Here is a 22,837-nt window from a genome sequence, read left to right on the forward strand (position 1 = left end):
CGCTCGTGGAAGGAGTGCGCGCTAGCGCATGACGCCGAGAGCGAAGCAATAAACACGGTAGCCTGGGACGCGTCTCAGAACTCACCTGCGAGCAGCGGAAGAGGGCGATCTCCGCCGTGTCGACAGAGTCGTCGCAAACAAGTGCCGACCCACAGATCCCAGATTTCGGCGCCAACGAGTGGCTGGTCGACGAGTTGTACCAGAAGTACCTCGAAGACCCGAACTCCGTTGACGAAGCCTGGTGGAACTTCTTCGCGGACTACCGGCCGGACAGCCGGCCGTCGCCGGTGACCCCGGCGTCCCCCCAGGCGTCCACCGAGAGCGCGGCCACGGTGGCCGCGAACGGCACCGCGGCCGCTCCGCCGACAGCGCAGCGCCCGGTGACACCGTCGAAGGCGCCCGCGCCGAAGGCGGAGCCGAAGCCGGCTCCGCCGCCGGTGCCGGCGGGCGCCGAGGAGGTCCGGCTGCGCGGTGTCGCCGCCCGGACGGTCACCAACATGGAGGCCAGCCTCGGCGTGCCGACGGCGACGAGCGTGCGGGCCGTCTCGGCGAAGCTGCTGATCGACAACCGCATCGTCATCAACAACCACCTCAAGCGCGGGCGCGGCGGCAAGGTCTCGTTCACGCACCTGATCGGGTACGCGATCGTCAAGGCGCTCACGGCGATGCCGGAGATGAACGCCGCGTTCACCGAGGTGGACGGCAAGCCGGTGCTGGTCCGGCCGGAGCACGTCAACTTCGGGCTGGCGATCGACCTGCAGAAGAGCGACGGCTCGCGGCAGCTCGTGGTGCCGAGCATCAAGGCCGCCGAGACACTGGACTTCCGCCAGTTCTGGGCCGCCTACGAGGAGATCGTCCGCAAGGCGCGGGGCGGCAAGCTCACCCTTGACGACTTCCAGGGCACCACGATCAGCCTGACGAACCCGGGCACGATCGGGACCGTCCACTCGGTGCCGCGGCTGATGCCCGGCCAGGGGACGATCATCGGCGTGGGCGCCATGGAGTACCCGGCCGAGTTCGCGGGCGCGTCCAGCGACACCCTGTCCCGCATGGGGATCAGCAAGGTCATGACGCTGACCTCCACCTACGACCACCGGATCATCCAGGGCGCGCAGTCGGGCGACTTCCTGCGCCGCATCCACGAGCTGCTCCTCGGTGAGGACGGCTTCTACGACGAGATCTTCGAGGCGCTGCGCATCCCGTACGAGCCGGTGCGCTGGGTCAAGGACATCTCGGCCTCGCATGAGGACGATGTCGCGAAGGTCGCCCGTGTCCACGAGCTGATCCACGCCTACCGGGTCCGCGGCCACCTGATGGCCGACACCGACCCGCTGGAGTACAAGCAGCGCCGCCACCCCGACCTCGACATCCTCAAGCACGGCCTCACCCTGTGGGACCTGGAGCGCGAGTTCGCGACCGGCGGGTTCGGCGGCAAGCCGACGATGAAGCTGCGCGAAATCCTCGGCGTGCTGCGGATGGCGTACTGCCGGACGGTCGGCATCGAGTACATGCACATCCAGGACCCGGAGGAGCGCGCCTGGATCCAGGAGCGCGTGGAGGTCCCGCACGACAAGCCGTCGCGCGAGGAGCAGCTGCACGTGCTGCGCCGGCTGAACAGCGCCGAGGCGTTCGAGACGTTCCTGCAGACGAAGTTCGTCGGGCAGAAGCGGTTCTCGCTGGAGGGCGGCGAGTCGGTCATCCCGCTGCTGGACTCGGTGATCTCGGCGGCGGCGAAGGCGAGCCTGGACGAGGTCGTCATCGGGATGGCGCACCGCGGCCGGCTGAACGTCCTCGCGAACATCGTCGGCAAGTCCTACGGGCAGATCTTCGGCGAGTTCGAGGGCAACCTGGACCCGCGCAGCGCGCAGGGCTCCGGTGACGTGAAGTACCACCTCGGCGCGTCCGGCGACTTCGTCGCGAGCGACGGCTCCAAGATCCACTGCGAGCTGGTCGCGAACCCGTCCCACCTGGAGACGGTCGACCCGGTGCTGGAGGGCGTCGTCCGCGCCAAGCAGGACGTGCTGGACGTCGGCGAGGCCGGGTTCACCGTGCTGCCGATCCTGCTCCACGGCGACGCCGCGTTCGCCGGGCAGGGCGTGGTGGCCGAGACGCTGAACCTGTCGCAGCTGCGCGGCTACCGCACCGGCGGCACCGTCCACGTCATCATCAACAACCAGGTGGGCTTCACCACCGCCCCCGAGTACTCGCGGTCCACCGTCTACGCGACGGACGTGGCCCGGATGATCCAGGCGCCGATCTTCCACGTGAACGGCGACGACCCGGAGGCGTGCGCGCGGGTGGCGCGGCTGGCGTTCGAGTACCGGCAGACGTTCAAGAAGGACGTCGTCATCGACATGGTCTGCTACCGGCGCCGGGGCCACAACGAGGGTGAGAACCCGTCGTTCACCCAGCCGCTGATGTACGACCTGATCGACGCGAAGCGTTCGGTGCGCAAGCTGTACACCGAGGCGCTGATCGGCCGCGGCGACATCACGGTGGAGGAGGCCGAGCAGGCGCTCCGCGACTACCAGGAGCAGTTGGAGCGGGCCTTCACCGAGACCCGCGAGGCGGTGAAGAAGCCGCTCGAACCGGGTTCGGTCGTAAAGCCGGACGTCGAGGAGAGCATCCCGATCGACCACGGCAAGACCGGGACGGCGATCCCGCCGGAGACCGTCAAGCGGATCATCGAAACCCAGGTCGCGCTGCCGGAGGGCTTCACCCCGCACCCGCGGCTCCAGCCGATCCTGCAGCGCCGCGCCCAGATGATCGAGGACGACGCGATCGACTGGGCGACCGGCGAACTGCTGGCGATGGGCTCGCTGCTGATCGACGGCCACCCGGTGCGGCTCGTCGGGCAGGACACCCGGCGCGGCACGTTCGGCCAGCGGCACGCGGTGCTCGTCGACCGCAGGACGGGCGAGGAGTACACGCCGCTGAAGCAGTTCGGGCAGGGCGTGTCGAAGTTCTACGCGCACGACTCGCTGCTCAGCGAGTACGCGGCGATGGGCTTCGAGTACGGCTACTCGATGACCCGCCCGGACGCGCTGGTCTGCTGGGAGGCCCAGTTCGGCGACTTCGCCAACGGCGCCCAGTCGGTGATGGACGAGTACATCTCGTCCGGTGAGCAGAAGTGGGGCCAGCACTCCAGCGTCGTGCTGCTGCTGCCGCACGGCTACGAGGGGCAGGGCCCCGACCACTCGTCCGCGCGGATCGAGCGGTACCTGCAACTGTGCGCGCAGGACAACATGACGGTCGTCTACCCGACCACGCCGGCGAACTACTTCCACCTGCTGCGCTGGCAGGTGCTGTCGGGCCGGAAGAAGCCGCTGGTCGTGTTCACGCCGAAGTCGCTGCTGCGGCTGAAGGCGGCCACGTCCCCGGTCGGGCAGGTCACCGGCGGTGCGTTCCAGCCGGTCATCCCGGAGAGCGACCCGGCGGTCGACCCGGCGGGTGTGAGGCGGGTGCTGCTCACCACCGGCAAGATCTACTACGAGGTGGTGAAGGCCCGGCAGGAGGCCGGCGCTTACGACACCGCGGTCGTCCGGGTCGAGCGGCTGTACCCGCCGCCGGTGGATGAGATCAAGGCGGAGCTGGCCAAGTACCCGGCGGACGCCGAGGTCGTGTGGGTGCAGGACGAGCCCGCCAACATGGGCGCCTGGCCGTTCATGGCGCTGAAGCTGCCGCATCACATCGAGGGCCTGAAGATGTCGCGGGTGTCGCGCCCGGCGTCCTCGTCGCCCGCGGTGGGGTCGGCGAAGCTGCACCAGGCGGAGCAGGAGGCTCTGCTGGCGAGACTGTTCGAGCAGAAGTAGCCGGACACGACAAGGAATCACCCAGACCCGAGGGCTCCGGTGCGTCGCGCCGGGGCCCTCGGTGTCCCGAGGGCAGGATCGCAGAAAGAAGACATCGGCTCATGTACTTCACCGATCGGGGCATCGAGGAACTGACGGAGCGGCGCGGCGCGGAGGAGGTCAGCCTGACGTGGCTGGCGGAGCGGCTGCGCGAGTTCGTCGATCTGAACCCCGAGTTCGAGACACCCGTCGACCGCCTGGCCACCTGGCTTGCCCGGCTGGACGACGACGAGGACGACTGACTCGATCATAAACACGACATGTCTTGACTTTCCGGGAACGCGACATATCGTGTTCACTGGATCAAGGAGCCGGACGAAGGGCGTCGCGATGTCGCGCTGGACGATCGAGGAACCCACCACCCTGGACTTCGACGGCGTGGTCGCGCTGCGCGTCACGCTGATCGCGGGCAGCGTCTCGGTACTGGCCTCCGACGAGCGCCCGTCCATCATGATCGGCGATGTCGAGGGCCCGCCGCTGATGGTCACGCACGAGGCCGGCATGCTGACCGTCACCCACGAGAAGCTGTGGGAGGGCGTGCTGAGCTGGCTGCGCACCCACAAGTGCCGGGCCACGATCACGGTGACCGTCCCGCACGACTGCCCGGTCTCGCTGAACCTCGTGTCGGCGGACGCGGTGGTGACCGGCATGACGACCCGCACGTCCATCAAGAGCGCGTCCGGCGACGTGACGCTGGACGGGGTGGCGGGCACCATCGACGCGGGCACCGTGTCCGGCGCGATCGAGGCGCAGGGCCTGGACGGGACGGTCTCGTTCACGTCCGTCGCCGGCGACCTGTCGCTGGCCGGCGCGTCCATCGGCACTCTCGCCGCCCGCACGGTCAGCGGGCGCATCGCCGCCGACATCGCCCTGTCCGGCGACGCCAGGGTGGAGGCCAACACGGTGTCCGGCGAGGTGGCGCTGCGCGTCCCCGAGGCGGCCGGCGCGCAGGTCACGCTGAACTCGGCCGCCGGGCGGATCGAGACGTCCTTCCCCGAGCTCGGCCGGCGGGACCGGACCATCGCGCAGAGCGTCACCGGCAAGATCGGGGACGGCACCGCACGGCTGACCGTCAACACGGTGTCCGGCTCGATCACCCTCCTCGGCCGCGACGACGACACCCCCGAGATCACCACCCCCCGAATGGAGAAGTGACGACGTGAGCCCCGTCTTCGGCCACGGTCGCCTGCGGCTGTACCTGCTGAAGCTGCTGGAGGAGAGCCCGCGGCACGGCTACGAGGTGATCCGGCTGCTGCAGGACCGGTTCCTCGGGGTCTACTCGCCCTCCCCCGGCACGATCTACCCGCGGCTGGCCCGGCTGGAGTCCGAGGGCCTCGTCACGCACGAGGTGATCAAGGGCAAGAAGGTGTACTCGCTGACCGACAAGGGCCGCGAGGAGCTGGAACGCCGGATGGACGAGCTGGCCGAGCTGGAGGAGGAGATCGCCGCCTCGGCGCAGGAGTTCGCACGCGGCGTGCAGGAGGACGTCCGGCAGACCGTCCGGACGCTGCGCGAGGAACTGACCGAGGCCGCGCGGACGATGCGCGGACAGGGCAAGACCACGTCCAAGGACGCGTGGAAGGAGACCACCGAGCGGCAGAAGGAGGAGTGGCGGCGGCAGAAGGAGTACTGGCGCGAGCAGAAGCAGGCGTGGAAGGAGGAGTGGCGGCAGAACTGGGACGACGCCTGGAAGACGGCGACCGGCACCCCCGAGGACGTCGCCCGTCTCAAGCTGGAGCGCCTGCTCCGCAAGTTCGTCGAGGACGTCCGCAAGTCGGCGAAGAAGGCCCGCCTCGACGACGACGCCCTCACCGCCGCACAGGCGATCCTGGACGAGGCCCGAGAGCGCCTGAAGAACGAGATCTTCCGCAAAGAAGGGCCGTGACCGGCAGGGCCACGGCCCCCCGGTCTCACGGTGTGAAGACGATCTTCCCGAAGAGGTCACCCTCCGCCATGGCGGCGAACCCCTCGCGGGCCCGGCTCAGCGGCAGCGTCCGGTCGATCAGCGGCCTGGTGCCCGTCTTGGCCAGGAACCGCGCGAGCCGCTCCAGCTGTGCCCGCGTCCCCATGGTGGACCCGACCACCGACAGCTGCAGGAAGAACACCCGGTTCAGCTCCGCGGGCGGCGCCTGGCCGCTGGTGGCGCCGGCCACCACGATCCGCCCGCCGGGCCGCAGCGACTTCAGCGAGTGCGACCAGGTCGCCTGCCCGACGGTCTCGATGACGGCGTCGACCCGCTCCGGCAGCCGCGCCCCCGGCTCGAACGCGGCGTCCGCCCCGAGCTCCCCGGCGCGCTTGCGCTTGGCCTCGCTCCGGCTGGTCGCGTAGACGCGGTACCCCGCGGCCGAGGCCAGCGCGATGGCGGCCGTCGCGACCCCGCCCCCCGCCCCCTGCACGAGCACGGACGCCCCGGGCTGCAACCCCGCCTTGTCGAACAGCATCCGGTAGGCGGTGAGCCACGCCGTCGGCAGGCAGGCGGCCTCCTCGAACGACAGCTCGGCGGGCTTGGGGACGAGGTTGCGCCGCGGCACCGCGACCTTCTCCGCCAGCGTCCCCTGGTGGACCTCCGACAGCAGCGACCGCTTCGGGTCGAGGGTCTCATCGCCGCCGCCCCGGTCGGGGTCGCCGATGACCGAGTGGACGATGACCTCGTTGCCGTCCTCGTCCACCCCGGCCGCGTCACAGCCGAGGATCATCGGGAGCCTCTCGGCGGGCAGCCCCACCCCCTTCAGCGACCACAGGTCGTGGTGGTTGAGCGCGGCGGCCCGCACCGTGACGGTCGTCCACCCGTCCGGTGCCTCGGGTTCGGGCCGCTCCCCCAGCGTCAGCCCGTTCAGCGGATTGTCTGCGTCGATCTGCGTGGCCGTGACAGCGAACATGAACCGACACTAACCGTCCGGCCGGCACGGCGAACGGCCCGCCCCCCGGGCGAGAGGACGGGCCGGCTGCCGGGCGAGCGTCACAGGACCTTGGAGAGGAAGTCCTGGGTGCGCCGGTGCTGGGGGTTGGTCAGGACGTCGCGGGGGGTTCCCTCTTCGACCACGACGCCGCCGTCCATGAAGACCAGGGAGTCGCCGACCTCGCGGGCGAAGCCCATCTCGTGGGTGACCACGACCATGGTCATGCCGTCGAGGGCGAGCTGCTTCATGGTCTCCAGGACCTCGCCGACCAGTTCCGGGTCGAGCGCGGACGTCGGCTCGTCGAACAGCATCAGCGCCGGCTCCATGGCGAGCGCCCGCGCGATGGCCACCCGCTGCTGCTGCCCGCCGGACAGCTGCGCCGGGTAGTTCTCCACCTTGTCGCCCAGCCCGACGCGGGTCAGCAGCGCGATGGCGCGCTCCCTGACCTGCGCCTTCGGCTGCTTCTTGACCCGGCAGGGCGCCTCCATGACGTTCTCCAGCGCCGTCATGTGCGGGAACAGGTTGAACCGCTGGAACACCATGCCGATCTCGCGGCGCTGCGCGGCGACCTCCCTGTCGCGCAGCTCGTAGAGCTTGCCGCCGTGCTCGCGGTAGCCGACCAGGTGGCCGTTCACCCACAGCCGTCCCGCGTTGATCTTCTCCAGGTGGTTGATGCAGCGCAGGAACGTCGACTTGCCGGACCCGGACGGCCCGACGACGCACATCACCTCGCCGGGCTTCACCTCCAGGTCGATGCCTTTCAGCACCTCCAGCCGCCCGAACGACTTGTGCACCGCCTCGGCCTTGACCATCAGGCCGCCGCTCTCGGGCGCGGGCCCCTTGGGGAGGAGATCGCTCGTCATGTCCTCACCTCGTTCACTGGCCGCCGCCCCCGCCGCGGAAGCGGAGCCGCTGTCTGGCCGCGCCTCCCCTGCTGGTGCCCTTGCTGTAGTGCCGTTCCAGATAGTGCTGCCCGACCATCATGACCGAGGAGATCAGCAGGTACCACAGGCAGGCCATCACCAGCATCGGGATGATCTTGTAGGTGTTGGCGTAGATGGTCTGCGCCGTGAACGTCAGCTCCGAGTACGGGATGGCCGCGACCAGCGAGGTGTTCTTCAGCATCGAGATCGCCTCGTTGCCGGTCGGCGGGACGATCACGCGCATCGCCTGCGGCAGCACGATCCGGCGCATGGTCTGCATCCGGGACATGCCGAGCGCGCTCGCGGCCTCCTGCTGCCCCTCGTCCACCGACAGGATGCCGGCCCGGACGATCTCGGCCATGTAGGCGGCCTCGTTGAGGATCAGCCCCAGCGCCGCGGCCAGCGCGGCGTTGACCAGCTCCTGCGTCTTCCACGTCTCGAACTCGGGCCCGAACGGGATGCCGATCCCGACCGTGGGGAACAGCGTGCCGATCGCGCCCCAGATGAGCAGCTGGGTGTAGAGCGGGGTCCCGCGGAAGAACCACAGGTAGACCCACGCAGCACCGCTCAGCAGGGGGTTGGCCGACAGCCGCATCAGCGCGAGGATGATGCCGAGCACCACACCGCCGACCATCGCGGCCAGCGTGAGCCACACGGTGTTGAGGACGCCCTTGAGCACCGCATTGGAGAACAGGTACTTCCACTGCTCGGACCAGTCGAGCGCCTTGCTGGTCAGCAGGAAGTGCAGGAACATTGCGACCAGCACGAGGACGACGGCTCCGCCGAGCCAGCGTCCCGGGTGCCGGACGGGGACGGCCTTGATCGCTTCCGGCCGTCCCCTTTCGACGTCGTTGTCGACGGCCATGGATCAGCTCTGCGCCGCGTTGATCGCCGGGTCGGTGATCGCGCCGCTCTCCACCCCGTTCTCTACCAGGATCTTCTTGTAGGTGCCGTCCGCTATCAGTGCCTTCAGCGCACCGAGCACGGCTTCCTTGAACTGGCCGGAGTCCTTGCCGATCGCGTAGCCGTAGGGGGCGGTGTCGTAGACCTGGCCGATGATCTCCAGCTTGCCGGTCTTCTTGGCCGCGCCGCCGACGATCGGCGAGTCGGCCGCCATCGCGTCGACCTTGCCGGCGACCAGGTCGTTGTTGACCTCGGTCTGCTGCTTGCGGACGACCTGCTTGATCGGCGGCTTGCCCGCGTCGGTGCACTTCTTGCTGCGCGCCGTGAGGTCCTCGACCTCCACGGTGCCCTGCTGGACGCCGATGCTCTTGCCGCAGGCGTCGTCGGGGTTGACGCCCTTGGGGTTGCCCTTGAGCACGCCCCAGGCGATCCCCGCGCTGTAGTAGCTGACGAAGTCGACGACCTTCTCCCGCTCCTTGTTGTCGGTGAAGGAGGAGACGCCGATCTCGTACTTGCCGGACTGGACGCCCGGGATGATCGTGTCGAAGCCCGCGTTGTGGTACTCGGTCTTCAGGCCGAGCTTGGCCGCGACGGCGTTGAACAGGTCGACGTCCCATCCGACGATCTTCTGGGTCGCCGGGTCGACGGATTCGTTGGGCGGATACGACGCGTCCGAGCCGACCGAGATCTTGCCATCGCTCTTGATCGCGTCCGGGACCATGGCCGCGAGCTTGCTGTCCACGCTCGTGTTCGAGGCGGCGGTGCCGCCGGAGTCGCCAGAGTCGTTGCTGTCGCCGCACGCCGACAGGGCGAGGGCACCTGTCAGCACGAGCGCGCCCGCCGCGGCAACGCGACGGCGCAGAGAACCGGTGGTCACAGGTCCCCCTCCAGATCGTTTCGTCGGATCCAAAGATCCGAAGGTCAGATGCACAGTTTGACGTATAACATCCCTGATCTGGATAAAGTCTCCAAAACAATCACGCAACGAGGAAGCTCCGGAACGTTCCACCGACCTCCGTTTTCCGCTACGGACCGGATACGTGTGGCCACCGTCACGTGATGGTCAACACCCACCCCGGCCAGCGGAGGCGCGTCATCGCGTGTGGCACAATCGGACAACGGGTGACCCCCGTACGTCGCGAGATGACCACCAGGTGCCAGGCCACCACGCCACCACCACCGCGGCGGCATCGCAAGAAAGCCAACTTTCACTGACAGGGGTCGCTGTGGCTGCTGAGCCCATTACCACCGAACCGCTCTCACTGGACGACGATCCGGCCTTCCCGCTGCACCGCGGCGGCAAGCTGGAGATGCGGTCGACCATCCCGGTCCGCAACAAGGACGATCTTTCGCTGGCCTACACGCCGGGCGTCGCCCGCGTGTGCACCGCGATCGCCGACAACCCCGAACTCGCCTACGACTACACGTGGACGTCCAGGGTCGTCGCCGTCGTGACCGACGGCACCGCCGTGCTCGGCCTCGGCGACATCGGCCCCGCCGCCTCCATGCCGGTCATGGAGGGCAAGTCGCTGCTGTTCAAGGAGTTCGCGGACGTCGACTCGGTGCCGATCGCGCTGAACTGCACGGGCGTGGACGAGATCGTCGACACCGTGATCCGGATGGCGCCGAGCTTCGGCGGCATCAACCTGGAGGACATCAGCGCCCCCCGCTGCTTCGAGATCGAGGACCGGCTCCGTGCCGCGCTCGACATCCCCGTCTTCCACGACGACCAGCACGGCACCGCGATCGTCGCGCTCGCCGCGCTGAAGAACGCGGCCCGCCACGTCGGCAAGCCGCTGTCGGAGCTTCGCGCGGTCGTCGCCGGCGCGGGCGCGTCCGGTATCGCGGTCTCGCGGATGCTGATCGAGGGCGGCATCGGCGACATCGCGCTGTCCGACAGCAAGGGCCTCATCCACGAGGGCCGAGACGGCCTGAACCCGGTCAAGGAGCGCATCGCCGCGCTCACCAACCGGTCGCACCTGAAGGGCTCCACCGAGGAGGCGCTGCGCGGCGCGGACGTGTTCATCGGCCTGTCCGGCAGCACCGTCCACGAGTCGTGCGTCGCCACCATGTCGGACAACGCGATCGTGTTCGCGCTGTCCAACCCGACCCCCGAGGTGCATCCGGAGGTGGCGCGGCGGCACGCCAAGGTCGTCGCGACCGGCCGCAGCGACTTCCCGAACCAGATCAACAACGTGCTGGCGTTCCCGGGCATCTTCCGCGGCGCGCTGGACGTCCGGGCGCACTCGATCACCGAGGGCATGAAGCTGGCGGCGGCGAACGCCCTGGCCGGCATCGTCGGCGACGACCTGAGCGCCGACTACATCATCCCGAACCCGTTCGACGACCGGGTCGCCCCGGCCGTCACCGCCGCGGTCGCCGACCAGGCCCGCCGCGAGGGCGTCAACCGCATCTGACCCGCCGGCGCCCGGAGGCACGCCTGCCCGGTGTGCCTCCGGCGCTCATCCACGTCTCGCGGCGTGCAGGAGGCCCGCCCGGGAGAGGGGCCGGTAGCGGCCGACGACCCGGCCGACGACGAGGGCGTCCGGGACGGCACCGAAATCCCAGCTGTCCCGGCGGCCCGGGGCGCGCTGGTTGTCGCTCTCCAGCCACCAGCCGCCCCGTGTGCGATGACCCGCGCGTTTGACGATGAGGAGCCCCGGCCGCTCGGGGTGCTCGGCGACGACGAGCGCGCCGGGGGCCGGCGGTGTCCCGGCCCGCACGATCAGCCAGTCCCCGGGCCGCAGCGCGGGCAGCATCGACTCGCCGGAGACCTCGACCGTCCGCAGCCGCCGCACGCCGGCCAGCGCGAGCACCGCGGCACCGGCCGCCCCCCAAAGCGCCGCTCTGCGAACGCGCATGACTCTCCCTGTCCGTCCACCTGTACATCGTCCGTCCGCATACATCGGCGGACGCCGGTCACAACACTGCTGGAAGGGTTCCGGGCCGCTCGCGGCCCGGGTCTTAGGCCGAAATACCGAGTGCCCTGGCCGGACGGGCCCTGGGCCACAAGGGTAATGTCGGTGACCTGAGCATGATCCGCAACGAGGGAAGGGAACCGCAGGTGTTGCTCAAGCTTCTGCGCCCGAAGACCATGGTCTCCGCGCACTGCGACCTGCCGTGTGGCGTCTACGACCCGGCGCAGGCCCGGATCGAGGCCGAGTCGGTCAAGGCGATCTGCGAGAAGTACGCGGCCAACGAGGACCCGGAGTTCCGCGCTCGGGCGATCCTGATCAAGGAGCAGCGCTCCCAGCTGGTCAAGGAGCACCTGTGGGTGCTCTGGACCGACTACTTCAAGCCGCCGCACTTCGAGAAGTACCCGCAGCTCCACCAGCTGTTCAACGAGGCGACCAAGCTCGCCGGCGCCGCCGGCACCAAGGGCACCATGGACGTCAAGGCCGCCGAGGACCTGCTGGGCAAGATCAGCGAGATCGACAAGATCTTCTGGGAGACCAAGCAGGGCTGACCTGCTCTGCGATCGCGGGGGCCGTCCGGTGCGCGGACGGCCCCCGCGGCGCGTCAGGAGCGGGCGGTCCTGGTGAGGGCGTCGCCGGTCATGCGGTAGACCGTCCACCCGTCCTTGGGGTGGGCGCCCAGGGCCTCGTAGAACCCGATCGCCGGGCGGTTCCAGGTCAGGACGGACCATTCGACGCGTTCGTAGCCGCGGTCGTCCGCTACGCGGGTCAGCTCGGTGAGGAGGGCCTTGCCGTGGCCGTGGCCGCGGTACTCCGGTTCGACGAACAGGTCTTCCAGGTAGATGCCGTGGGTGCCGTTCCACGTGGAGTAGGTGATGAACCACACGGCGAACCCGACGACGCGGCCGTCGTGCTCGGCAACGTGCGCGAAGACCTTCGGGTCGGTGCCGAAGAGGCTCTCGCGCACCTGGTCCTCAGTGGCCTTCACCTCGTGCGGGGCGCGCTCGTACTCCGCCAGTTCGCGGATCAGCCGCAGGATGTCCGGGACGTCGTCCGGGGTCGCATACCGAATCACAGGCGAAGGCTATTCGAGCGGCGCGGGTCATCGCCCCCGGCGCCCTCCCCCCGGGGTGATTCGGAGCACCTTCTTTCCGCTCGTCGCGGACATTGGTGAGAAAACCACGCGCGCCGAAGTCTCGCGGCACGCGTCGCAGGCGGTAGTTTCAAAGCAGCGGGACCATCCTGCGAGGGAGTGACGTGACCGAGGAAACCGCTGCAATGCCGGCCAGTACGAAGTTGTCCGTCCGCGACGTGGTGACGGTGAAGCTGCCCGCCGCGAGCGCCTACCTGTCCGTGCTGCGGACAGCGACCGCGGGCCTTGCGGCCAGGCTGGACTTCACGCTGGACGAAATAGAGGACCTGCGCATCGCCGTGGACGAGGCGTGCGCGATGCTGCTCGCCCAGGCCCTGCCCGGGACCGACCTGACCTGTGAGTTCGAGCTGACCGGGGACGCCATGCGGATCTCCGTGTCGGTGCTGACCGTGGACGGTGAGGAGCCCAGCCGCGACACCTTCGCCTGGACGGTCCTGTCGTCCCTGGCGGGCGAGGTGGACGCCGCGGTGGGCTCCGACGACCGGGTCACCGTGACGCTGCAGAAGCGGCGCGGTGCGGCGGGGGCCCCGTGACGGAGAAGACGACGACGGAGGAGACGACGATCGCCGGTGTGAGCAGCGAGCGATCGGAGTCCGCGGTGCCCGACCGGGCGCGGGCCCGCGCACTGTTCGAGCGCCTCGCCGAGCTTCCCGAGGGCGACCCGGAGCGCCAGCGCATCCGCGATCAGCTCGTGGAGCTGCACCTGCCGCTGGTGGAGTATCTCGCCCGCCGCTTCCGCAACCGCGGCGAGTGGCTGGACGACCTGATCCAGGTCGCCACCATCGGCCTGATCAAGTCGATCGACCGGTTCGATCTGGAGCGCGGCGTGGAGTTCTCCACGTACGCCACGCCCACGATCGTCGGCGAGATCAAGCGGCACTTCCGCGACAAGGGCTGGGCGGTGCGCGTCCCGCGCCGGCTGCAGGAGCTGAAGCTGTCGCTGACCAAGGCGATCAGCGATCTCGCGCAGCGCGAAGGCCGGGCGCCGACGGTCAGCGAACTGGCCGCGCACCTGCAGATGAGCGAGGAGGAGGTGCTGGAGGGCCTGGAGTCCGCCAACGCCTACTCCACCGTGTCCCTGGACGCCCCCGACTCCGGTGACGAGGACGCTCCCGCCGTGGCCGACTCGCTCGGCATGGTGGACGAGTCGCTGGAGGGCGTCGAGTACCGGGAGTCCCTCAAGCCGCTGCTGGAGAAGCTCCCCGCGCGCGAGAAGAAGATCCTGCTGCTGCGGTTCTTCGGGAACATGACGCAGTCGCAGATCGCCGCCGAGCTCGGCATCTCCCAGATGCACGTGTCCCGGCTGCTCGCCCGCACGCTGGCACAGCTCCGCGAGGGCCTGACGGCGGACGAATGAGGCCGTTCACAGGGGCCCCGGGATCGGATCCCGGGGCCCTTCGGCGTTCGTTCAGTCCTTCGCGGGCTGTTCCCCGAGGCGGTCCCTGAGGCGCCGCCCCAGCGAGCGCGGTTCCGTGGCCGCCGCCTTCACGGGTTCGGCGGCCTCCCGCGGCCTCTCCTCGTCCCGCTCGTCCTCGTCGTGCTCCTCCATCAGCCACGCGGTGGTCGGCGGGCTGAGGACGGCGATCAGCGCGAGGACGGCGATCACGCCCATCGGGATCGCGATGGCGGGACGTTCGCTCTGCCACAGCGACCAGGCGATCGGCAGCGCGAACAACTGGGTGAGCACCGTGGGGGCGCGGCTCCACTGGTCGGCGCGCAGCAGCCCGCGCGCGCAGCCGAGCATGCCGAGACCGCCGGCGAGGGAGAGCACGGTGACCCCGATCGCGCTGGCGGGGTCGACGGCGGCGCCGAGGGCCGTCTCCACGCCGGTGTAGCCGCCGAACCCGACGGCGACGAGGCCCTCCACGGCCTCCAGGGCGGCGGCGGCCTGCACGGTGATGGGGCGCTTGCTCACACCCCGAACCCTACTCGTCCCGTTCACGTGCGCGTCCCATACCCTGGGCGCCGTGCGCGCCATGCTCATCGCCAACCCCAAGGCGACCTCCACCTCCCGGCGAGCCCGCGACATCCTCATGCGGGCCTTCACCGGCGACCTCGACCTCGTCCTCGCCGAGACCGGCCACCGCGGACATGCGACCGAACTGGCCCGGCAGGCGGCCGTGGACGGCTACGACGTGGTGATCGCGCTCGGCGGGGACGGCACGGTGAACGAGGCGGTCAACGGGCTGCTCGCGGACGGGCCGTCCGCCGACCTGCCGGCGCTGGCGGTGCTGCCGTCCGGGAGCGCGAACGTCTTCGCCCGCGCGCTCGGTCTGCCCGGCGACCCGATCGGCGCGACGACGGTGGTGCTGGAGGCGCTGCGTGCGGGACGGTACCGGACGGTCGGGCTCGGCACGGCCCGCCATCCGGGCGGCACGGAGCGGTATTTCACGTTCTGCGCGGGTGTCGGGCTGGACGCCGAGGTCGTCCGGGAGGTGGAGCGGCGGCGTCACGCGGGGTCCCGCGCGGACCCGTCGCTGTATGTGCGGACGGCCGTCCGGCATTTCTTCTCCGGCACCGACCGGCGGCATCCCGCGCTCACTTTGGAACAGCCGGGACGCCCGCCGAAATCGGGGCTGTTCCTCGCGGTCATCTCCAATACCTCGCCGTGGACTTTCATGGGCCGGCTGCCGGTGAACCCGAGCCCGAAGGCGAACTTCGGACGCGGCCTGGACGTGTTCGGGATGCGTTCGCTGGAGATCGGCCCGACGGTCGGCGCGGTGGTCCAGATGCTGACGGCGCGCACGCGTCCCCTGCAGGGACGGCACATCGTGAACGTGCACGACGCGGCGGAGGTCACCCTGCGGTCGGAGCGTCCCATGGCCTTTCAACTGGACGGCGACTACCTCGGCGAACAACGCAGCGTGACGTTCCGGTCCGTTCCGAAGGCGATACGCATCGTTATTTGAGCGCGCCCGGGTAGCCAGGTGAGAGCCAAGTAACACGCCCGACCCACGGGTGTGACACATGCGACACCCATACTTTGAGAATCCTTTCTCAAAGGTCTTGCGTCCCCCGTACGCCCCTGACACGCTCAAAGTGCGCCGACCAGGGACCCCAACGCCGCCGGTCCCCCCACGGCGCCGCCGAACATTCACCCCCGGACCTGGCCCTCGCCACCCTGGGCGTTCGCAACATGTGAAATTGTTCACGAAAGTGGAGTTTCTCCACCACCTGACGAAGGAGTGGACCGCATGGACTGGCGCCACCGCGCAGCCTGCCGTGACGTGGACCCCGAGCTGTTCTTCCCGATCGGCAACACCGGGCCCGCGATCCTGCAGATCGAGGAGGCCAAGCAGGTGTGCCGGCGCTGCGACGTCAGCGACGCCTGCCTGCGCTGGGCGCTGGAGTCCGGCCAGGACTCGGGCGTCTGGGGCGGCATGGGCGAGGACGAGCGCCGCGCGCTCAAGCGCCGCGCCTCCCGCGCCCGGGCCCGCGCGAACGCCGGCCTCTGACCCTCCGCCCTCACGGCGCCACCGCCTCCCAGCCCCCGGCAGGAGAGCGCGTGGCGCCGTCGCGTCAGTACCGCCGGTGGGTGTGGTCCAGCGGGATGTCGACCACCACTTCGGTGCCGCCGCCGGGCCGGGGCCGAAAGTCCAGCCGGCCGCCCAGCTCGCCCATGATGAGGGTGCGGACGATCTGCAGGCCGAGGCTGTCGCTGCTCTCCACGTCGAAGTCCGCGGGAAGGCCGGCACCGTCGTCCGCGACGATCGTCACCAGCCGGCGGCCGGACGGGGCCTCCTGCGCCCCCGGCTCCTGCGACGCCGCCTCCTCGTGCGGGGCACGGGGCGCGTGCGCGCCCGCCGCCGGCCATTCGCCCCACACCGGCACGCCGCCCGGCTTGCGGGGCTCCTCCCCCTCCCCGTAGCGGTGCGTGATGACCTCCAGCGTCCCGAACCGGCCGGCGAGACCGTGCTCCAGCGCGTTCTGCAGCAGCTCGGTGAGCGCCATCGCCAGCGGCGTCGCGATCTCCGCGGGCAGGACGCCGAAGCTGCCGGTCCGCTTGGGCGCGACCTTGGTCTCCGGTGTCGACACCTCCCCCGCCATCGTGATCACGCGGTCCGCGATGTCGTCGAAGTCGATCAGCTCGTCCGGCGTGTGCGACAGCGTCTCGTGCACGATCGCTATGGATCCGACGCGGCGGACCGCCTCGTCCAGCGCGGCCCGTCCCTCCGGGATCTGCAGCCGCCGGGCCTGCAGCCGCAGCAGCGCCGCGACCGTCTGCAGGTTGTTCTTCACCCGGTGGTGGATCTCCCGGATGGTGGCGTCCTTGGTCATCAGCTCCCGGTCCCGCCACCGCAGCTCGGTGACGTCCCGGCACAGGACGACCGCGCCGATCCGCGTCCCGCCGACGACCAGCGGGATCGTCCGCAGTTGCAGGATCGACCCGCGTGACTCGACCTCCACCTCGCGCGGCGCCCGCCCGGACAGCACGACGCTGAGCGCCTCCTCCATCGGCTCGCCGGTGTCGCACAGGTCCGCGGTGATCCGGCCGAGCACCTCGCCGACCAGGTCCGCCGGGTAGCCGAGCCGCCGGTACGCCGACTGCGCGTTCGGGCTCGCGTAGGTGACCTTGCCGGAACGGTCCAGCCGCATCAGCCCGTCGCCGACGCGCGGCGAGCGGACCATGTTCGGCTCCTCGCCCGGCACCGGGAACCGGCCCTCGGAGATCATCGTGGCGAGGTCGCTGGCGCTCTGCAGGTAGGTCAGCTCCAGCCGGGACGGGGTGCGCGCCGAGCTGAGGTTCGTGCTCCGCTGGATCACGCCGAGGATCTTGGCGCCGCGCCGGACCGGGATCGACTCCTCCCGGACGGGGATGCCGCTGCCCCACTCCGGGTCGCCCTCGCGGACGATCCGGCGCTCCCGCCACGCCACGTCGATCAGCTTGCGCCGTCCCGTCCGGACGACCTTGCCGACGAGGTCCTCGGGGTAGGCGGTGGGGCCGGTGGTCGGGCGTATCTGCGCGATCGCCACCCAGCCGGGGACGGTGGCGCCGGTGTCCAGCATGCCCCGCTGGACGCGCCCGCCGCGGGACGACGGCTCGGCGGGCAGCGCGTCCGCCGACCGCAGCGGCACCCAGAGCAGCAGGTCCGCGAACGACAGGTCGGCCAGCAGTTGCCAGTCGGACACCAGCGCGTGCAGCCATTCCAGGTCGGCCTCGGTGAGATCGGTGTGATCACGGACCAGATCGGTCAAGGTAGGCACACGACCATCATCGCCGATCGGCCTTGGTACCCGCGCCGGTCCCCCGGCCGCGGGCGACCTGGCAGGATTCCCGGCATGACCGCAGGACGAGATCCCCTGGCCAGGCTCCGGGACGCGGCCGCGCGGCGCGCCGCGGACGGGCTGCACCGGACACTGCGGCCCCGTCCCGACGGGCTCACCGACCTGGCGTCCAACGACTACCTCGGGCTCGCCGGCGACCCCCGGCTCGCCGCGGGCGCCATCGCCGCCGCCCGCGCGTGGGGCACCGGCTCGACGGGGTCGCGCCTGGTCACCGGGACGACCGAGCTGCACGCCGAACTGGACCGGCGGCTCGCCGCGTTCACCGGCAGCGCCGCCGGCCTGGTGTTCTCCTCCGGCTTCCTCGCCAATCTCGGCGTGATCACCGCCCTCGCCGGGCCCGGCACGCTCGTGCTGTCCGACCAGGTCAACCATGCCTCGATCGTGGACGCGTGCCGGCTGTCGCGGTCCCGGGTCGTGATCGTCCCGCACCGGGACACCGCCACCGTCGAGCGGGCCCTCGCCGAGCGCGAGGAGGACAACGCCCTCGTGGTCACCGACGCCGTGTTCTCGGTGGACGGCGACCTCGCGCCGCTGAGCGCGCTGCACGCGGCCGTCCGGGCCCACGGCGCACTGCTGGTGATCGACGAGGCGCACGCGCTCGGCGTCGTCGGCGACGGGGGCCGGGGCGCCGCACATGCCGCGGGCCTCGCCGGCGAACCCGACGTGATCCTCACGCTCACGCTGTCGAAATCGCTCGGGTCCCAGGGCGGCGCGGTGCTCGGCGCCCCCGAGGTGATCGAGACGCTGATCGACACCGGGCGGTCGTTCATCTTCGACACCGGCCTGAACCCGCCCGCCGCCGGCGCCGCGCTCGCCGCCCTCGACGTCCTGGAATCCGACCCGGGCCTGCCCACGCGCGCGCGTGGGCAGGCCAGGCTGATCGCAAACCTCGCGGCCGGTTCCGGCCTGGAGACCGCCGACCCCGCCGCCGCAGTCGTCCCCGTCTTCCTCGGCGAGCCGCACACCGCGCTCCGGGCCGCCGAGATCTGCGCTGAGCATGGGCTCCGTGTCGGCTGCTTCCGCCCGCCGTCGGTTCCGAAGGGGCGCGCGTGCCTGCGCCTCACCGCCCGCGCCACGCTGGAGGAGCGCGACCTCACCCGGCTGCGGGCGGCCCTGGCGGAGGTAGGGTGTTCTACCGGCCGTAGTCTCCCGCATAACATCGGGGAAAACCGATGATGAACGTGAGGAGATGCCGTGACGGAGGTCAGGGGCGGGCCCCGGCACGGGGGAGGGTTCGAGCACGGATTCGACCGGGTCTCGCTGGGCGGCATCGGTAAGCGCCACCCGAACCAGGCGCCCCGGATCCCGAAGTACTACAAGCTGAAAGAGCTGCTGGTCGAGCTGATCCAGTCGCTGCCCGCCGGCAGCCCGCTGCCGCCCGAACGGACCCTCGCCGAGAAGTACGAGACGTCCCGGACCACCGTCCGGCAGGCACTCGCCGAACTCGTCGTCGAGGGCCGCCTCCAGCGCATCCAGGGCAAGGGCACCTTCGTCGCCAAGCCGAAGGTCGCGCAGGAACTCCAGCTCGTCAGCTACACCGAGGACATGCGGCACCACGGGCTGCGCCCCGAGACCCGCATCCTGGAGGCCGGCTACGTCAGCGCCGACGAGAGCCTCGCGGCCCTGCTCTGCATCCGGCCCGGCGGGCGTGTCCTGCGCGTCCACCGGCTCCGCCTCGCCGACGGCGAGCCCATGTCCATCGACACCTCCCACCTCCCGGCCCGCCGCTTCCCCGGCCTGCGCCGCGAGCTCTCCCGCCACCACTCCCTCTACGAGACGCTCGCCACCGCCTACGACGTCCACCTGACCGAGGCCGAGGAAACGATCGAGACCGTCCTCGCCACCCCGCATGACGCCCAGGTCCTCGGCGTGGACGTGGGCCTCCCGATGCTCCTGCTGTCCCGCCACGCCTTCGACGCGACGGGCCAGCCGGTGGAGTGGGCCCAGTCCCTCTACCGAGGCGACCGCTACAAGTTCATCACCCGCCTCAGCCGCTGACCTTCCCCGTCCGATCGGGCTCTGACCGGCGACTTCTCGACCTTCGACCACAAGTTCGAAGGTTTTGGCTACGCTGGGTGCACCCCTTCTCTACGATGACTGGAGCAGATCGTGAGGGAAAGGTCGCAGAACGTGACAAAAACCGCAGTTTCCAGTCTCGATGACGTGTCCGAGGACACGCTGTACGACATGTGGACGCGCGGTGAGGTGGAGGACCTTCTCGATCTTCCGTACGAGGGACTACGGGTCGAGATCATCGGGGGTCATATCGTCGTGTCACCGGCACCCACCGTGGCGCATGCCTGCATACTCAGCGCCATCAGTCAGGCGCTGACGGCGGCCTCGATGACGGACCCCGACTTCCCGTGGACGTCCACACAGGTCGTCAACCTCTACCGGAGGTCAGCGCCTCCCTCTTGCATTCCCGATCTCCTCGTCCTGGAGAGGGATGTACTCGACGCGGCCGGCGAAGCCGACACCTTCGGATTGCTGCCGGACGAGATCGAGATGGTGGTAGAGGTCACTTCTCGGAGCAACTCCGAGCAGGACCGACCGCCAACGGGTGGGAGGCGGCTGGCGAACCCGAACAAGTGGTCCGGCTACGCCGAGGTCGAGATTCCCTACTACCTCCTCGTCGATCGATCGCCGAAGGAGGCCAAGACGACCCTCTACTCCATTCCCGACCGGTCCACGGGCGCCTACCTGCACGGGGAGTCGTGGGAGTTCGGGGAGACGATCCAGTTGCCGGAGCCGTTCAACGTCGAGATCGAGACCAGCCGCTGGCGGCCATGGAAGTAGGGAACGAACCCGCGGCCACGATTCCCCCAATGGCGACGACCGTCGATCAGCGGACCGGGATCGTGATCCACGGCGTGACCTACCCCGAAGATCCCCGGGACATGACCGGCGAGGAGATCCGGAGACATCTTCTCCTGCCGGAAGAAGCATCGATCAAAGTCCTCGATCACCAGGACGAGGGGACTCTCACCGAAGTCGGCATCTCATGGGCCGAGGACGTCGATGGCAAGGTCGTACTCGACCACATCCGGCAGATCATTCGAGAGCGGATGATCAGAAGCGTGTGAGCGCGCGGCCGGCGAGCCGCGCGCTCGCCTCGCGGTCACAGGGTCTGGCTGAGGGCCTTGATGGGCATTTTCAGGTCGGTGAGGAGTTCCAGGTCCTTTTCGGCGGGGCGCCCGAGGGTGGTCAGGTAGTTGCCGACGATGATGGCGTTGATGCCGCCGAGCATGCCTTCGCGGGTGCCGAGGTCGCCGAGGGTGAGTTCGCGGCCGCCCGCGTAGCGGAGGATGGTGCGGGGCAGGGCGAGGCGGAACGCGGCGATGGTGCGGAGCGCGTCGGTGCCCTCGACCAGCGGCAGATCGGCGAACGGGGTGCCGGGGCGGGGCGCGATGAAGTTCAGCGGGACCTCGTCGGGTTCCAGTTCGGCGAGCTGCGCGGCGAACTCGGCGCGCTGCTCGATGGTCTCGCCCATGCCGACGATGCCGCCGCAGCACACCTCCATGCCGGCGGCCTTCACCATGCGGAGGGTGTCCCGGCGTTCCTCCCACGTGTGGGTGGTGACCACGTTCGGAAAGTGGGAGCGGGCCGTCTCCAGGTTGTGGTTGTAGCGGTGGACGCCCATCGCGGCCAGCTCGTCCACCTGCTCCTGGGTGAGCATGCCGAGCGAGCACGCGATGTTGATCTCGACGGCGTCGTTGATGGCCTTGACGCCCTCGCGGACCTGCGACATCAGCCGCTCGTCCGGGCCGCGGACGGCGGCGACGATGCAGAACTCGGTCGCGCCGGTCCGCGCGGTCTCCTTCGCCGCCTCGACCAGCTCCGGGATGTTCAGCCACACCGACCGGACGGGCGACTCGAACTTGCCGGACTGCGAGCAGAAGTGGCAGTCCTCGGGGCAGCCGCCGGTCTTCAGCGACACGATCCCCTCGACCTCGACCTCCGGCCCGCACCAGCGCATCCGGACCTCGTGGGCCAGCGCGAGCAGGTCCTCCAGCCGGTCGTCCGGCAGGTTCAGGACCTCCAGCACCTGCTGCTCTGACAGGCCCCTGCCCTCGTCCAGTACCTGCCGGCGGGCGATGTCGAGGATGTCCGTCACGTGCTCTCCTTGTCCAGGCCGTAGCTGTCACGGAAGGCGGCGGCATCGAAACCGCCGCCGAGCGAGGGGGCCAGGCCGCGGTGCGCGGCCGGCAGGAACTCCGCCGGGTCCAGCGCGCCCGCTCCCGCGGGCAGCGCGCCCGCCAGCGGGCGGGCCGCGATGGTCTCCAGGTCGCGGATGTTGCTGCGCATCGCGAGGTCCGGATCGTCCGGCCACTCGCCGATCACGACGCCGGCGAGCTGCACGCCGCGGTGCGCCATCGCCTCCAGCGTCAGCGCGGTGTGGTTGAGCGTGCCGAGGTCGGGCCGGGCCACGACGACGACGGCGGCGCCGAGCCAGCGCGCCAGGTCGGCGATCGTGCCGCCCTCCTCGTCGTAGCGGACGAGGAGCCCGCCCGCGCCCTCGACCAGCACCAGCCGGCGGCTGCCCGCCAGTTCCTGGACGCGCTCGGCGACCTCCGGCAGCCGGACGGGCGGGAGCCCGGCGTGGCGGGCGGCGGCAGCCGGGGACAGCGGGTCGGGGAAGCGCGCGAACTCGTGCACGTCGTCCAGGCCGGCGAGCCGGCGCACCTCGTCGAGGTCACCGGGCTGCCCGTCGCCGACCCCGGTCTGGCCGGGCTTGACGACGGCGACCGACGCGCCGCGGGCGGCGGCGACCGCGGCCAGCGCCGCGGTGACGACCGTCTTGCCCACGCCCGTACAGGTCCCGGTAATCACGAGCACACTCACAAAGCGGCACACTAGCGCGGGCCTGTGACGCGGGCGCCCGCCGGACCCCACAGCATTCGAGGGG

24 protein-coding genes are annotated in these 22,837 nt (G+C 70.3%); 14 read left to right on the top strand and 10 right to left on the bottom strand.

Translation table 11 applies throughout. The features are described 5' to 3' along the window. Positions 1-116: 116 nt before the first annotated feature. The 4 genes from AF1_RS07190 to AF1_RS07205 all read left to right on the top strand — a co-directional run bounded on the left by AF1_RS07190 (position 117) and on the right by AF1_RS07205 (position 5,736). Positions 117-3,812, top strand: a complete 3,696-nt coding sequence (locus AF1_RS07190) for a multifunctional oxoglutarate decarboxylase/oxoglutarate dehydrogenase thiamine pyrophosphate-binding subunit/dihydrolipoyllysine-residue succinyltransferase subunit (protein ID WP_067794226.1) — start codon at positions 117-119, stop codon at positions 3,810-3,812. Positions 3,813-3,913: 101 nt separating this feature from the next. Continuing rightward, positions 3,914-4,093, top strand: coding sequence for a DUF6104 family protein (locus tag AF1_RS07195; protein WP_067794227.1), 180 nt, complete (start codon positions 3,914-3,916; stop codon positions 4,091-4,093). 88 nt (positions 4,094-4,181) lie between these two features. Beyond that, the gene (locus tag AF1_RS07200) at positions 4,182-5,006 is read left to right on the top strand and encodes a DUF4097 family beta strand repeat-containing protein (RefSeq protein WP_067794228.1); all 825 of its coding nucleotides are present in this window, start codon (positions 4,182-4,184) and stop codon (positions 5,004-5,006) included. A gap of 4 nt (positions 5,007-5,010) precedes the next feature. Continuing rightward, positions 5,011-5,736, top strand: coding sequence for a PadR family transcriptional regulator (locus AF1_RS07205; protein ID WP_067794229.1), 726 nt, complete (start codon positions 5,011-5,013; stop codon positions 5,734-5,736). Positions 5,737-5,761: 25 nt separating this feature from the next. Here the strand turns inward: AF1_RS07205 and AF1_RS07210 are convergent, their stop codons facing one another. The 4 genes from AF1_RS07210 to AF1_RS07225 form a co-directional block, all read right to left on the bottom strand. Then, positions 5,762-6,730, bottom strand: a complete 969-nt coding sequence (locus AF1_RS07210) for a zinc-binding dehydrogenase (RefSeq protein WP_067794230.1) — start codon at positions 6,728-6,730, stop codon at positions 5,762-5,764. Positions 6,731-6,810: 80 nt separating this feature from the next. Next, positions 6,811-7,614 carry an amino acid ABC transporter ATP-binding protein gene (locus AF1_RS07215; protein ID WP_067794231.1) on the bottom strand — a complete coding sequence of 268 codons (804 nt, stop codon included), beginning with the start codon at positions 7,612-7,614 and terminating at the stop codon, positions 6,811-6,813. Between the two features lie 13 nt (positions 7,615-7,627). Next, positions 7,628-8,539, bottom strand: a complete 912-nt coding sequence (locus AF1_RS07220; RefSeq protein WP_067794232.1) for an amino acid ABC transporter permease — start codon at positions 8,537-8,539, stop codon at positions 7,628-7,630. A 3-nt stretch (positions 8,540-8,542) separates the two neighbouring features. Continuing rightward, entirely contained in the window at positions 8,543-9,454 is a 912-nt protein-coding gene (locus tag AF1_RS07225) for an ABC transporter substrate-binding protein (RefSeq protein WP_067794233.1), read from the bottom strand. Positions 9,455-9,803: 349 nt separating this feature from the next. On the opposite strand from AF1_RS07225, the gene AF1_RS07230 reads away from it, so the two are divergent. Next, positions 9,804-10,994 (top strand): NAD(P)-dependent malic enzyme, encoded by a 1,191-nt coding sequence (locus tag AF1_RS07230; RefSeq protein ID WP_067794234.1) that lies wholly within the window; start codon positions 9,804-9,806, stop codon positions 10,992-10,994. Positions 10,995-11,039: 45 nt separating this feature from the next. Here AF1_RS07230 and sodX read toward each other — a convergent pair whose 3' ends face one another. Continuing rightward, positions 11,040-11,438: a nickel-type superoxide dismutase maturation protease gene (gene sodX, locus AF1_RS07235; RefSeq protein ID WP_084262532.1), complete on the bottom strand. Its 399-nt coding sequence runs from the start codon at positions 11,436-11,438 to the stop codon at positions 11,040-11,042. 203 nt (positions 11,439-11,641) lie between these two features. Between sodX and sodN the strand changes: the two genes are divergently transcribed. Next, on the top strand, positions 11,642-12,043 hold the full coding sequence (gene sodN, locus AF1_RS07240; protein WP_207393998.1) for a superoxide dismutase, Ni: 402 nt from the start codon (positions 11,642-11,644) through the stop codon (positions 12,041-12,043). 53 nt (positions 12,044-12,096) lie between these two features. On the opposite strand, the gene AF1_RS07245 is transcribed toward sodN, so the two are convergent. After that, positions 12,097-12,567 (bottom strand): GNAT family N-acetyltransferase, encoded by a 471-nt coding sequence (locus tag AF1_RS07245; protein ID WP_067794236.1) that lies wholly within the window; start codon positions 12,565-12,567, stop codon positions 12,097-12,099. Between the two features lie 182 nt (positions 12,568-12,749). Here AF1_RS07245 and AF1_RS07250 point away from each other — a divergent pair, with 182 nt between their 5' ends. Both AF1_RS07250 and AF1_RS07255 read left to right on the top strand, forming a co-directional pair. Next, a complete protein-coding gene (locus tag AF1_RS07250) occupies positions 12,750-13,178 on the top strand; it encodes an ATP-binding protein (protein WP_067794237.1) in 429 nt (142 codons plus the stop codon). Between the two features lie 65 nt (positions 13,179-13,243). Further along, positions 13,244-14,002, top strand: a complete 759-nt coding sequence (locus AF1_RS07255) for an RNA polymerase sigma factor SigF (protein ID WP_026401215.1) — start codon at positions 13,244-13,246, stop codon at positions 14,000-14,002. 51 nt (positions 14,003-14,053) lie between these two features. Here the strand turns inward: AF1_RS07255 and AF1_RS07260 are convergent, their stop codons facing one another. Next, complete coding sequence (locus tag AF1_RS07260) at positions 14,054-14,560, bottom strand: hypothetical protein (protein ID WP_174548829.1); 507 nt, start codon at positions 14,558-14,560, stop codon at positions 14,054-14,056. A 52-nt stretch (positions 14,561-14,612) separates the two neighbouring features. Here AF1_RS07260 and AF1_RS07265 point away from each other — a divergent pair, with 52 nt between their 5' ends. Beyond that, the gene (locus tag AF1_RS07265; protein WP_067794238.1) at positions 14,613-15,554 is read left to right on the top strand and encodes a diacylglycerol/lipid kinase family protein; all 942 of its coding nucleotides are present in this window, start codon (positions 14,613-14,615) and stop codon (positions 15,552-15,554) included. A 285-nt stretch (positions 15,555-15,839) separates the two neighbouring features. Beyond that, a complete protein-coding gene (locus AF1_RS07270; protein WP_067794239.1) occupies positions 15,840-16,100 on the top strand; it encodes a WhiB family transcriptional regulator in 261 nt (86 codons plus the stop codon). A 64-nt stretch (positions 16,101-16,164) separates the two neighbouring features. On the opposite strand, the gene AF1_RS07275 is transcribed toward AF1_RS07270, so the two are convergent. Continuing rightward, entirely contained in the window at positions 16,165-17,850 is a 1,686-nt protein-coding gene (locus AF1_RS07275; RefSeq protein WP_067794240.1) for a sensor histidine kinase, read from the bottom strand. 75 nt (positions 17,851-17,925) lie between these two features. On the opposite strand from AF1_RS07275, the gene AF1_RS07280 reads away from it, so the two are divergent. From AF1_RS07280 to AF1_RS07295, 4 genes are all read left to right on the top strand, one after another. Continuing rightward, positions 17,926-19,107: an 8-amino-7-oxononanoate synthase gene (locus AF1_RS07280; protein ID WP_067794241.1), complete on the top strand. Its 1,182-nt coding sequence runs from the start codon at positions 17,926-17,928 to the stop codon at positions 19,105-19,107. Between the two features lie 93 nt (positions 19,108-19,200). Next, positions 19,201-19,929, top strand: a complete 729-nt coding sequence (locus AF1_RS07285) for a GntR family transcriptional regulator (protein ID WP_067794281.1) — start codon at positions 19,201-19,203, stop codon at positions 19,927-19,929. A gap of 165 nt (positions 19,930-20,094) precedes the next feature. Then, complete coding sequence (locus AF1_RS07290; protein WP_067794242.1) at positions 20,095-20,727, top strand: Uma2 family endonuclease; 633 nt, start codon at positions 20,095-20,097, stop codon at positions 20,725-20,727. A gap of 29 nt (positions 20,728-20,756) precedes the next feature. After that, complete coding sequence (locus tag AF1_RS07295) at positions 20,757-21,014, top strand: hypothetical protein (protein ID WP_067794243.1); 258 nt, start codon at positions 20,757-20,759, stop codon at positions 21,012-21,014. Positions 21,015-21,049: 35 nt separating this feature from the next. Here AF1_RS07295 and bioB read toward each other — a convergent pair whose 3' ends face one another. After that, on the bottom strand, positions 21,050-22,045 hold the full coding sequence (gene bioB / locus AF1_RS07300) for a biotin synthase BioB (RefSeq protein ID WP_067794244.1): 996 nt from the start codon (positions 22,043-22,045) through the stop codon (positions 21,050-21,052). Further along, complete coding sequence (bioD, locus tag AF1_RS07305; RefSeq protein WP_067794245.1) at positions 22,042-22,773, bottom strand: dethiobiotin synthase; 732 nt, start codon at positions 22,771-22,773, stop codon at positions 22,042-22,044. Before bioD ends, bioB begins: the two co-directional genes overlap by 4 nt. Positions 22,774-22,837 lie beyond the last annotated feature (64 nt).

Origin of the sequence: Actinomadura formosensis NBRC 14204, assembly GCF_001552155.1 — a bacterium.
GTDB classification, from domain to species: domain Bacteria; phylum Actinomycetota; class Actinomycetes; order Streptosporangiales; family Streptosporangiaceae; genus Spirillospora; species Spirillospora formosensis.